The organism is Cupriavidus sp. 05T42 (assembly GCF_056396345.1).
In genome coordinates this window covers 93,526-103,937 of record NZ_JBFTLH010000022.1, presented here as the reverse complement: position 1 = coordinate 103,937, position 10,412 = coordinate 93,526, and the positions used below count along the sequence as shown (strand labels likewise).

The following is a 10,412-nucleotide window of genomic DNA, read 5'->3' as shown; positions in this document are numbered from 1 at the left end:
GTGAATGCCCTGACTACCAACCTAATCCCGCGTTGTGTGGGACGCCATCTTATCGATTTGCCCGCCGGCGTGACGGTCAAAGGGTCCGCCACTGTGGAAGACGCACGGCTCGAGACGAAGATCATGTCCCTCGATGCATTCAACAAGGAAATCTCCGCGCGGGAAGCGGAACTCAAGGCGGTGAAGAGCATGGATGCGCATCCATTTCTCTATCTCAATCTGCCCGCGTGGGATGAGCACTCCCGCTATTTTATGCACCGGGGTTCGGAACGCAGCCACATCGCAAACCGGATTCTGGAGGGCTATCGTTGGGAGAATGGGGTTCGTGTCAAGGTGCTGCTGGAGGCGTCCGATTTTACCAGCCCCGATCAGGCGGATGACCCGATCGTGCAGCGTATGGAAGTCAAGAACGACGTCCGGCCAAAGGCCAACCATGTCTTTGAACTGCTCACGAATTTTCGCGGCCGGGCCGATGACGAGATTCCAACGGAGCCTGGATTATGTCTCCCTCGCGGATACATCCGCGGCAAGGCGCGCGAGGAGGAACGCACAAAGTCGAGGTTCCGTCTTGCAAGCCATGAGGATCTCGGTTTCACCATTCTGACGGACTCAAGTGTCGTTGAAAGGGACTCGCTTCTGCAGAGGCATCGTCAGATCGAGCAGGCGTTGTCGCAGGTCGAGGGCGGGCGAACGGTTCGTAAAGGAAAGGTCGCATTGACCGGCGTCGACGCAGAAGAATGGCTGTTGGAAGGCCCAAGACCCACCACGGAAGTGCACGGGCACCTCTTTGCGCTGGAGGGGAACGCGCTCGCGGACGATGTACTGACGCCTTTCGTGCGGCTCGAAATGGATACAGCGAATCCGCTTCCGGACTATCGTCCGCTCGGACGCGCATCGCTGACCGACGCCGAGGCCCTCGCGGTCTGGGACGCCATCTCCCGAACCCTGCGGCCCCGGCCGAATGCCTTCTGAGCGCGCCGCGATGATGAAACGATATGTGGTGATCAGCGCGATCCTGGGCGCATCGCTGGCGCTACCGGCTTGTGGGAAGACCCCTCCATTGACGCCTCAGGAACAACAGACGGTGAATGCCCTGACTACCAACCTAATCCCGCGTTGTGTGGGACGCCATCTTATCGATTTGCCCGCCGGCGTGACGGTCAAAGGGTCCGCCACTGTGGAAAGCGCACGGCTCGAGACGAAGATCATGCCCCTCGATGCATTCAACGAGGAGATCTCCGCGCGCGAAGCCGAACTCAAGGCGGTGAAGAGCATGGATGCGCATCCTTTTCTCTATCTCAACGTGCCCGCGTGGGATGAGCACTCCCGCTACTTCATGCACCGGGGTTCGGAACGCAGCCACATCGCAAACCGGATTCTGGAAGGCTATCGTTGGGAGAATGGGGTTCGCGTCAAAGTCACGCTGGAGGCGTCAGATTTCAGCAGCCCCGATCAGGCGGATGACCCGATCGTGCAGCGCATGGACATCAAGAACGATGTTCCCCCGAAGGCCAACCATGTCTTTGAACTGCTTACGAACTTTCGCGGCCGCGCCGAGAACGAGATTCCAACGGAGCCGGGATTGTGCCTGCCGTACGGTCTGATTCTGGGCAAGGCGCGAGAAGGTGAGCGCGTGACTGGGATTTTCACTCTTGCAAGCCACKAGGATGTCGACTTCACACTTGTGACGGATTCAGGTCTCGCTGCAGTAGGTTCGCTATTGCAGCGGCATCGGCAGATTGAGGACGCGTTGTCGCAGATCAAGGGCGGGCGAACGGTGCGTAAAGGGAAGGTCGCTTTGACCGGCGTTGACGCCGAGGAATGGCTGTTGGCAGGCCCAAGACCCACCACGGAAGTGCATGGGCATCTCTTCACCCTGGAAGGGAACGCCCTCGCGGACGATGTGTTGGCACCTTTCGTACGGCTCGATATGGAGACAGCGAATCCGCTTCCGGACTATCGTCCGCTCGAACGCGCATCGCTGACGGACGCCGAGGCCCTCGCGGTCTGGGACGCCATCTCCCGAACCCTGCGGCCCCGACCGAATGCCTTCTGACGGTGGAGTGCATGTGAAAGCGCGCGCCGCAGCAGCCCTCACACTCTGCGCCACCCTGGCGCTCGGGGCCTGTGGCAAGGCCCCCACGATGTCCATGCCGGAACAACAGGCCGTGGATGCGCTGACCCACAAGCTCATTCCCCATTGCGTCGGACGCTACCTGCTGGAGATGCCGCCGGGCATGACGACGCGCGGCACGACGAAGATTCGCGGCATCATGATCTCCACGCAAGCCATGGCCATCGACGCCTTTCAGGCAGAGATCGCCAAGCGCGGCGCTGAACTCAAGGCCGTGAGGAGCGTCGATGCCGATCCCTTCCTGTACGCGAACACGACGTCGCCAGACGGGCAGCCAGGCTACTTCATGCACCGAGGCGCGGTAGACGCCGATCCGGCCAGGCGGACGCTGGAAGGCTATCGCTGGGAGAACGGCGTCCGCATCCAGATCCAGCGCGAGGCCTGGGATTTCACCKACCCGGACCAGTCCGCCAACCCGCTCGTTGGCAACGTGACGGTCAAGAACAACGTTCCCCAGCGCCGCTTTGAAGTGCTGAACATGCTGGACAGCTTTCGAGGTCTCCCCGCCGGCAGTGTTCCGACGAAGCCCGCGCTCTGCATTCCCGGCGGCTATCTGCTGGGCAAATCCAGGCCGTACGAGTATGTCGATGTGCGCTTCGATCTGCCGTCCTACCCCGGCGTCTCGTTCCACATCCTCACGCATTCCAGCCTGCATGAAGCCCCGTCGCTGCTTGAGCGAGACGGGTTMGATGCGGCCACGGGTGCACCGGACGGCTGGCGCACCCTGCGGAAGGGCGTCGTCAGGCTGCCCATGGAACTGGGCGAGGAATGGCTGATCGGCAGGCCGACGGGCACGGCAGGGGAGCAGGAACATCTGTTCCGGCTGGAGATCGGCGCGACGGACGGCAGCCCGGACACGCCTTACTTCGCGCTGACGATGCGCAATCGTGGACCTGCCTCGCGTGAAGATCCGTCAACGCCAGCCGCTTTCACCGAGGCGCAGGCGCTGGCCCTCTGGGACGCCGTATCGACAACCCTCCGCCCGCGCCCGAACGCCTTCTAGCCTACCTGCACGTCGATCTCGAAAAGTGACGTCCGCTCCAGCGCTCAATTGCAGCCACAGGTAGCCCCACCCGGTAATCGCTGCAACGTTCTTGCCACTTTCCCGTGCCAGCGCCTTGTTCCGCAAGGCCCGGCGCGGCCCGTCGCCCGCAGGCACCGTTCGTGCTTGGTGCCTGAGATGGGCCCGACATGGACAACCGGAAATCAGTTCCGCCTACTCGAAAACGGGGAAGAATACTTCCCGAGGGTACTGGCGGCCATCGAAGGCGCGCAGCAAAGCGTGCTGCTGGAGACCTTCATCTTGTTCGATGACGAGGTCGGCCAGCCGCTGCGCGACGCGCTKATCGCGGCGGCGCGCCGGGGCATCAGCGTGGCGCTGACGGTCGACGGCTTCGGCTCGGCCGATCTGTCGCCCGCATTCCTGGGCGGACTGGTGGAGGCCGGCGTGGTCGTCCATCTGTTCTCGCCCCGCCGGAGGTTGGTTGGCATGCGTACCAACCTGTTCCGGCGCCTGCACCGCAAGCTGGTCGCCGTGGATGCCAGCGTGGCCTTTGTCGGCGGCATCAACGTCTCGGTCCAGCACCTGATCGATTCCGGCCCGCTGGCCAAGCAGGACTATGCGGTCGAGGTGCAAGGCCCCGCCGCGCGTGAAATCCACGAGTTCCTGCTGGACGCCATCCACGCCAGCTCACCCGGCCCGAAGGCGCCGCCCCGGCGTCCGGTACGCCGGGTGAGCGAGGCTGGCGCGCCCGCTGGCCCCGGCACCGCGCTCCTCGTCACGCGCGACAACGACCGGCACCGCCGCGACATCGAGCGCCAATACCTGCTGGCCATCCGTGGTGCGGAGCGCGAGCTGATCATCGCCAACGCCTATTTCCTGCCCGGTTACCGTTTGCTCCAGGCGATCTGCGATGCCGCCCGGCGCGGCGTGGACGTGCAGCTGATCGTTCAGGGCAACCCGGACATGATGTGGGTCAAGCGCACCGTGGACATGCTGTACGCCCACCTGCGCGAGGCCGGCGTGCGCATTTTCGAATACTGCGAGCGGCCCTTGCATGGCAAGGTTGCCGTGGTCGATGACGACTGGGCGACGGTTGGGTCGAGCAATCTGGACCCGCTGAGCCTGTTCCTGAACCTCGAAGCCAACCTCGTGATCCGCGACGCGGCCTTCGCCGCCGCGTTGAAGCAAAACCTGCGCACGCGCATGGAAAGTAGTTGCCAGGAAGTGCCCGCCACGCCAGACGGCATCCGCCCGCGCTGGCAGGGCCTGGCCACGGCGCTGGTCTTCCACGCGCTGCGGCGCTTCCCGGCGTGGGCGGGGTGGCTGCCGGCGCATACGCCCAAGCTGCTCACGCCGACGCTGGACGCGCCCCCGTCCGGCTGGCAAGCCGGCGTGCCCACGCCCCCGCGCGAACAGGATTGCCCATGACGATGATCGCCAAGGCGCGCCGGCGCATTCCCTGGAAAGCCGTCAAACGGGTGGCCGGCGTGGCCTTCGTCGTGCTGGTGGCGGTGCTGATCTTCCGCGCGCTGGGCGGCATTGACTGGACCAAGGTGTGGCAGTCGCTGAAGGGCTACGATGCCCGCACGCTGCTGCCAGCCGCCGGGCTGGCGTGCGTGAGCTTCCTGCTTCACGCCTCGTTCGACCTGCTCGGCCGCCACTACACGCGTCACCACCTCTCAACGGTGCGCGTGATGCTGACCGCGTTCATCGCCTACATCTTCAACCTCAATATCGGCGCCGTGGTGGGCGGCCTCGGGGTGCGGCTGCGGCTCTATTCGAAGGCCGAGGTCAGCGGCTCGCAGGTCGCTGGCGTCTACACCATCGCCATCGTCACGAACTGGACTGGCTACATGCTGATCGCCGGCGTCGTCTTCAGCCTGTATCCGCCGGGGCTGCCGCCCGCCTGGGGCATCAGCGAACTGGCGCTGCGTGGCCTGGGCGTGCTGATGTTCCTCGCCGGGCTGGCGTACTGGCTGGCCTGCGCGAAGGCTACGCGGCGCCGCATCAAGATTCGCGGGCACGTGTTCAGCCTGCCCAGCCTGCGCTTCGCCCTGCTGCAAAGCGCGCTGTCGATCACCAACTGGATCACGCTCGCCGCCATCATCAACCTGTTGCTGCCGAAGGAGGTCAACCTGGCGGCAGTGCTGAGCGTGCTGCTGATTGGCAGCGTGGCGGGCGCGCTGGCGCATATTCCCGCCGGCCTCGGCGTGCTGGAGACGGTGTTCGTGCTGCTGCTGGGCAATMAGGTGCCCCAGCACACGCTGCTGGCGGCGCTGATCGTCTACCGCGCGCTGTATTACCTGATCCCGATGGTCTTCGCCTCCGCGCTGTACGCGTGGATGGAGATGCGGACTGGGCCGCCGCAGCCGAGAACGGACAGCGCGTAGCCCTGACACCATGGACATTCCTGCCTCGATCATCGTGATTTCGCCGCACCTGGACGATGCCGTGTTCAGTTGCGGCAACCTGATCGCCGCGTGCCCAGCGGCACTGGTCGTGACCGTCTTTGCCGGCGAGCCTGCTGCAACACTTGATGCGCCGGAATGGGACCTTGCCGCCGGGTTCACCAGCGGCGCCCAGGCCGTGCGAGCGCGGCGGCAGGAGGATGGGCGTGCCTTGCGGGGACTGGGTGCCGAGCCGGTCTGGCTGGACTTTCTCGATGGCCAGTACGGCGAGCGGCGCAGCGCGGTGGACATCGCCGTGCGCCTTGGCCGCCTGCTGTCCTTGCAGCAGCGCGCCACCATCGTCGCGCCGATGGGCGTGTATCACCCCGACCACGTCCTCGTGAACGCCGCCTGCATGCTGCTGCGCGAGGCCGTAGCGGTAGACCAGTCGGCGCTGGCCGCCGGCGACGCCGAGACGCTGATCCCCGCCCCCCAGCAGTGGTTGTTCTATGAAGACGCGATCCACCGCTGCATGCCCGGCGCGGTGCAGAGCCGCCTGGCGGGATGGTGGCAGGAGGGCCTGGTTGCCGCGCCCGTGCACCTGCCGGTGTCCCAGCAGCAGCTCCGCAAGTCGCAGGCCGTGGAAGCCTACGAGAGCCAGTTGCGGCTGTTCAATGCCCAGCAACTGGCCGATATCAGCGTGCCGGAGCGCTACTGGACCCTCGACCCGCTCGCCAATGCCCGCGGTGCGCGGCCCAATGAGCGGTAGCCGTTACCCAACGTTGTAAGGCTTACCCGGCCCTACCAGTACGTGGCGATGTAGGCCGCCAGCATCAGCGCGATGCCGCCGAGGATCAGCGGATGGGTCCAGACCCGACGCGGCTTGCCGCGCAAACGGTGCATTTTCTGGTGCTTGTCCTGCACGTCGCCATGAAGCATGGAATCTCCCAGGTGAGTGAGCCCATTCGGGCCAGGTCTCCGCCATGTGCAGATTGCGTGCCACCCCGCCCGGAACTTCGAGCGGAACAGCCGGTCCTGCCGATAGGACCAGCTGGTCCCATTGAACCGCCCCGGCCGCTCCCCTAGAGTCAGTCTCCATAACACCGATACCCACCGGAGACAGGACGTGCACCCCAATCGACGACAATTCCTCGCCCGATTCCTCGGCCATTGCGCCGTGGCCGCAGTGGCCACCGTGGCGATGACCGCGTCCCCGCTGGCCATGGCGCAGGACAAGCCCATCACCATCGTCGTGGGCAGCCCGGCGGGCGGCACCACCGACGCGCTGGCCCGGCTGATCGCCCGCTCGATGGGGGACTCGCTCCATCGCACCGTGGTGGTGGACAACCGGCCCGGCGCGGGCGGCAATATCGCGGCGCAGTACGTGGCGCGCAGCACGCCGGACGGCAGCACGCTGCTGATGAGCTTCACCGGCCACACGATCAACGCCTCGCTCTACAAGAACCTGCCGTTCGATGCCGTGCGTGACTTCACACCCATCACCATGGTGGCGCGGGTGCCCAGCGTGCTGGTGGCGCGCAAGAACGCGCCGTTCGACACCACGGCCGGCCTGATCGACTATGCCAAGCGCAACCCCGGCAAGCTGAGTTTCGCCATCGGCGCGCAGGGCTCGTCGCTGCATCTGGCCAGCGAGCAGTTCAAGCTCCAGACCGGCACGGACATCCTCAACATCCCCTACAAGGGCACCAATCCCGCGCTGACCGACCTGCTCGGCGGCACGGTGGACCTGATGTTCGCGAGCACCGTGAACGTGCTGCCGCACGCGCGCAGCGGCGCGATCAAGATCCTCGGCGTCAGCAGCAAGGACCCGCTGCCGCAGTTCCCCGGCGTGCCGGCCATCGCCGCTACGGTGAAAGGCTTCGAGTCGAGCGCGTGGTTTGGCCTGTTCGGCCCGGCCAAGCTGCCGCCGGCCACGGTCGACCAGCTCTATCGCGCCGTGCGCGTGGCCGTGGAAGACCCGGCCTACCGGCAGCGCATGGAGACCGAGGCGGCCACGGCGGTGAGCATGACGCCGCAGCAGTTTGGACAGTTTGTCCGCAACGATATCCAGCACTGGGCCAAGGTGATTCAGGCGTCTGGCACGAAGGTGGAATAAGTGGGAATGACCGAAAATTCGCCGCAGATCGCGCCGCAGACGTTAGCGCAGAAGCTGCTGGCACGCGCCACGGGGCGCCAGCATGTGTCTCCGGGCGAGATCGTCACGTGTGGCGTGGATCTGGCGATGATGCATGACTCGGGCGGCCCCCGGCGCGTGAAGCCGATGCTTGAGAAGCTCGGTGCCAAGGTCTGGGACCCAGACAAGGTCGTGGTGGTGACCGACCACTACGTGCCCGCCCATGACGCGGACAGCCGGGCCATCGTCCAGCTCGCGCGGGACTGGGTGAAGTCCGCCGGCGTGGCGCGCTTCCACGACATGGAAGGCATCTGCCACGTGGTGCTGCCCGAGAAGGGCTACCTGCGCCCCGGCATGTTCGCGGTGGGCGGCGACAGCCATTCGTGCACCGGCGGCGCGTTCGGCGCGTACATGTTCGGCATCGGCGCCACGGAGATGCTGGGCGTGCTGGTCACGGGCGAGATCTGGGTGCGCGTGCCGGAGACCATCCGCCTGCATTGGCATGGCCGGCTCCAGCCGGGCGTTTCGGCCAAGGACATGATGCTGCGCATGTGCACGCAGCTCGGCATGGATGGCGGCCAGTATCAGGCCGTGGAGTACACGGGCGAGGCGGTGCGTGCGCTGCCGATGCAGGAGCGCATGACGCTGTCCAATATGACCGTCGAACTGGGCGCGCAGGTCGGCCTGATCGCGCCGGATGCCGTTACGCGGGACTGGCTCGCCCGCGTGGGCGTGGCCGATGCTGACCAGATCGACCTGGCCGCCTGGCAGTCCGACGCGGACGCGCCGTGCCTGGCCGAGCACCGTTTCGACGCCGCCGCGCTGGCCCCGCAGGTTTCCCGCCCGCACAGCCCGGCCGGGGCCGATGACGCCGGCGTGTTCGCAGATGTCTCGGTCGATATCGCCTATATCGGCGCCTGCACCGGCGCCAAGCTCGAGGATTTGCGGATGGCGGCCCACGTGCTGCGCGGCCAGCGCGTGGCCAAGGGCGTGCGGCTGCTGGTGGCGCCGGCCAGCGCGGCCGATCAGGCCCGGGCCGCCGCCGATGGCACGCTCGGCGCGCTGGAGGCCGCCGGGGCCGAATTGCTGCCCAATGCCTGTGGCGCCTGCGCCGGCTACGGCGCCCACCGCTTCGGCGAGGATTCCGTGGCCATCAGCACCACCGCCCGTAATTTCAAGGGGCGGATGGGCGCGGCCTCGTCGCAGGTCTATCTGGCTTCGCCCTACACGGTGGCAGCCTCGGCCATCGCCGGCCGCATCACCGATCCCCGCGCGGTCATGGCATGAACGCCCCCCAGAAACCCGTCTTCGGCCGCGCCTGGGTCTTCGGCGATGACGTCAACACCGACCTGCTGGCGCCCGGCGCCTATATGAAATACGGCATCGGCGAGATCGCCAAACACTGCCTGGAAGCGCTCGATCCCACCTTCGCGCAGGCGGTGCAACCGGGCGATGTGGTGATCGGCGGACGGAACTTCGGTGCCGGATCCTCGCGCGAGCAGGCTGTCGAGGTGCTGCGCCACCTGGGCGTGGCCGCCGTCATGGCGCCCGCGTTCGCCGGCCTGTTCTATCGCAATGGCTTCAACCTCGGCCTGCCGCTGCTGATCTGCCCGGCGGCGGGCGTGGTGCAGCCAGGCCAGCGCGTGCATGCCGATATCGACGCCGCGCGGGTGCATGTGGCCGAGACCGGCGCGGTGCTCGCCTGCGAATCGATTCCGCCACACCTGATCGCCATGATTCGCGATGGTGGCCTGGTGCCACATCTCGCGCGTAAACTCGCGGCACGACAAATCGGACAGTCCCTCACGGAGGCAACACCATGAATCTCAAGGAACGGCTGCAGGCGCCGGGTATCGTCACCGCACCGGGCGTGTACGACGCCTTCTCGGCGCTGCTGGTGGAGCAGGCCGGCTTCCAGGCCGCCTACCTGTCCGGCGCCAGCATCGCCTACACGCGCTTCGGGCGGCCGGACATCGGCTTCCTGTCGCTGGACGACGTGGCGTCGGTCACGCGCAATATCCGCGAACGGGTGGACCTGCCGCTGATCGTCGATGCCGACACGGGCTTCGGCAACGCGCTCAACGTGATGCAGACCGTGCGGGTGCTGGAGCGCGCCGGCGCCTCGGCGATCCAGTTCGAGGACCAGGCGGCGCCCAAGCGCTGCGGCCACCTGGACGGCAAGACGCTGATTTCGGCCCAGGAAATGGCCGGCAAGATCCGCGCCGCCTGCGACGCCCGCCGTGACGCCAACACGCTGATCGTCGCCCGCACGGACGCCGTGGCGGTAGAGGGCCTGGAGCCCGCGCTGGCCCGGGCGGAGATGTTCGCCGATGCCGGCGCCGACGTGCTGTTCGTGGAGGCCCTGCGCAGCCGCGAGGACATGGGCACGGCCATCGCCCGGCTCGGCCACCGCGCGCCGCTGCTGGCCAATATGGTCGAAGGCGGCAAGACGCCGGTCCTGCCGGCGGCGGAACTCGAGGAAATCGGCTTCCGCATCGTGATTTTCCCCGGCGGCACGGCGCGGGCGCTCAGCTTCGCGCTGCGCGACTACCTCGGCAGCCTGGCCGCCCACGGCACCACCACGCCGTACCTGCCCAGGATGCTGACGTTTGCCGAGCTGAACGAGGTGATCGGCACGCCCGAGATGCTGGCGCTGGGCAAGCGCTACGAATAAGGGGGAGGTTGCCGAGGTTGCGGAGGGGGCGCGGCGCGCGTACCGTGGCGAGATGTTCGTTACGCCACATTGTTAAGCCA

General features: G+C 66.5%; 11 protein-coding genes. 10 read left to right on the top strand and 1 reads right to left on the bottom strand.

All coding sequences use genetic code 11. The features are described from left to right. The 6 genes from AC1EJR_RS23490 to AC1EJR_RS23465 form a co-directional block, all read left to right on the top strand. Positions 1 to 972 (top strand): T6SS immunity protein Tli4 family protein (locus tag AC1EJR_RS23490; protein ID WP_477147624.1); only part of this gene is annotated, 972 nt, incomplete at its 5' end. Further along, positions 962 to 2,056, top strand: a complete 1,095-nt coding sequence (locus AC1EJR_RS23485) for a T6SS immunity protein Tli4 family protein (RefSeq protein WP_477147623.1) — start codon at positions 962 to 964, stop codon at positions 2,054 to 2,056. The genes AC1EJR_RS23490 and AC1EJR_RS23485, both read left to right, overlap by 11 nt. A 13-nt stretch (positions 2,057 to 2,069) precedes the next feature. Beyond that, positions 2,070 to 3,137 (top strand): T6SS immunity protein Tli4 family protein, encoded by a 1,068-nt coding sequence (locus AC1EJR_RS23480; RefSeq protein ID WP_477147622.1) that lies wholly within the window; start codon positions 2,070 to 2,072, stop codon positions 3,135 to 3,137. Positions 3,138 to 3,314: 177 nt separating this feature from the next. Beyond that, positions 3,315 to 4,565: a cardiolipin synthase ClsB gene (gene clsB / locus AC1EJR_RS23475; protein WP_477113251.1), complete on the top strand. Its 1,251-nt coding sequence runs from the start codon at positions 3,315 to 3,317 to the stop codon at positions 4,563 to 4,565. Then, the gene (locus AC1EJR_RS23470) at positions 4,562 to 5,527 is read left to right on the top strand and encodes a lysylphosphatidylglycerol synthase domain-containing protein (RefSeq protein WP_477147621.1); all 966 of its coding nucleotides are present in this window, start codon (positions 4,562 to 4,564) and stop codon (positions 5,525 to 5,527) included. The genes clsB and AC1EJR_RS23470 overlap by 4 nt, the downstream gene beginning before the upstream one ends. Positions 5,528 to 5,537: 10 nt before the next feature. Beyond that, positions 5,538 to 6,293: a PIG-L deacetylase family protein gene (locus AC1EJR_RS23465; protein WP_477113252.1), complete on the top strand. Its 756-nt coding sequence runs from the start codon at positions 5,538 to 5,540 to the stop codon at positions 6,291 to 6,293. 32 nt (positions 6,294 to 6,325) lie between these two features. Here the strand turns inward: AC1EJR_RS23465 and AC1EJR_RS23460 are convergent, their stop codons facing one another. Further along, the gene (locus AC1EJR_RS23460; protein WP_441592524.1) at positions 6,326 to 6,463 is read right to left on the bottom strand and encodes a hypothetical protein; all 138 of its coding nucleotides are present in this window, start codon (positions 6,461 to 6,463) and stop codon (positions 6,326 to 6,328) included. Between the two features lie 262 nt (positions 6,464 to 6,725). Between AC1EJR_RS23460 and AC1EJR_RS23455 the strand changes: the two genes are divergently transcribed. The 4 genes from AC1EJR_RS23455 to AC1EJR_RS23440 are packed head-to-tail and all read left to right on the top strand — an operon-like array spanning position 6,726 to position 10,332. Further along, positions 6,726 to 7,640 carry a tripartite tricarboxylate transporter substrate binding protein gene (locus AC1EJR_RS23455; RefSeq protein ID WP_092301578.1) on the top strand — a complete coding sequence of 305 codons (915 nt, stop codon included), beginning with the start codon at positions 6,726 to 6,728 and terminating at the stop codon, positions 7,638 to 7,640. A gap of 6 nt (positions 7,641 to 7,646) precedes the next feature. Continuing rightward, a complete protein-coding gene (locus tag AC1EJR_RS23450; RefSeq protein ID WP_177220019.1) occupies positions 7,647 to 8,945 on the top strand; it encodes a 3-isopropylmalate dehydratase large subunit in 1,299 nt (432 codons plus the stop codon). Further along, complete coding sequence (locus AC1EJR_RS23445) at positions 8,942 to 9,481, top strand: LeuD/DmdB family oxidoreductase small subunit (RefSeq protein WP_092301521.1); 540 nt, start codon at positions 8,942 to 8,944, stop codon at positions 9,479 to 9,481. The genes AC1EJR_RS23450 and AC1EJR_RS23445 overlap by 4 nt, the downstream gene beginning before the upstream one ends. Beyond that, the gene (locus AC1EJR_RS23440) at positions 9,478 to 10,332 is read left to right on the top strand and encodes an isocitrate lyase/PEP mutase family protein (RefSeq protein ID WP_441592527.1); all 855 of its coding nucleotides are present in this window, start codon (positions 9,478 to 9,480) and stop codon (positions 10,330 to 10,332) included. Before AC1EJR_RS23445 ends, AC1EJR_RS23440 begins: the two co-directional genes overlap by 4 nt. Positions 10,333 to 10,412 lie beyond the last annotated feature (80 nt).

What these genes read in the sequence shown, in the direction of transcription:
- AC1EJR_RS23465 (WP_477113252.1), top strand. Translation starts at nt 5,538, where the DNA reads ATGGACATTCCTGCCTCGATCATCGTGATTTCGCCGCACCTGGACGAT.
- AC1EJR_RS23460 (WP_441592524.1), bottom strand. Translation starts at nt 6,463, where the DNA reads ATGCTTCATGGCGACGTGCAGGACAAGCACCAGAAAATGCACCGTTTG.
- AC1EJR_RS23455 (WP_092301578.1), top strand. Translation starts at nt 6,726, where the DNA reads ATGACCGCGTCCCCGCTGGCCATGGCGCAGGACAAGCCCATCACCATC.
- AC1EJR_RS23450 (WP_177220019.1), top strand. Translation starts at nt 7,647, where the DNA reads ATGACCGAAAATTCGCCGCAGATCGCGCCGCAGACGTTAGCGCAGAAG.
- AC1EJR_RS23445 (WP_092301521.1), top strand. Translation starts at nt 8,942, where the DNA reads ATGAACGCCCCCCAGAAACCCGTCTTCGGCCGCGCCTGGGTCTTCGGC.
- AC1EJR_RS23440 (WP_441592527.1), top strand. Translation starts at nt 9,478, where the DNA reads ATGAATCTCAAGGAACGGCTGCAGGCGCCGGGTATCGTCACCGCACCG.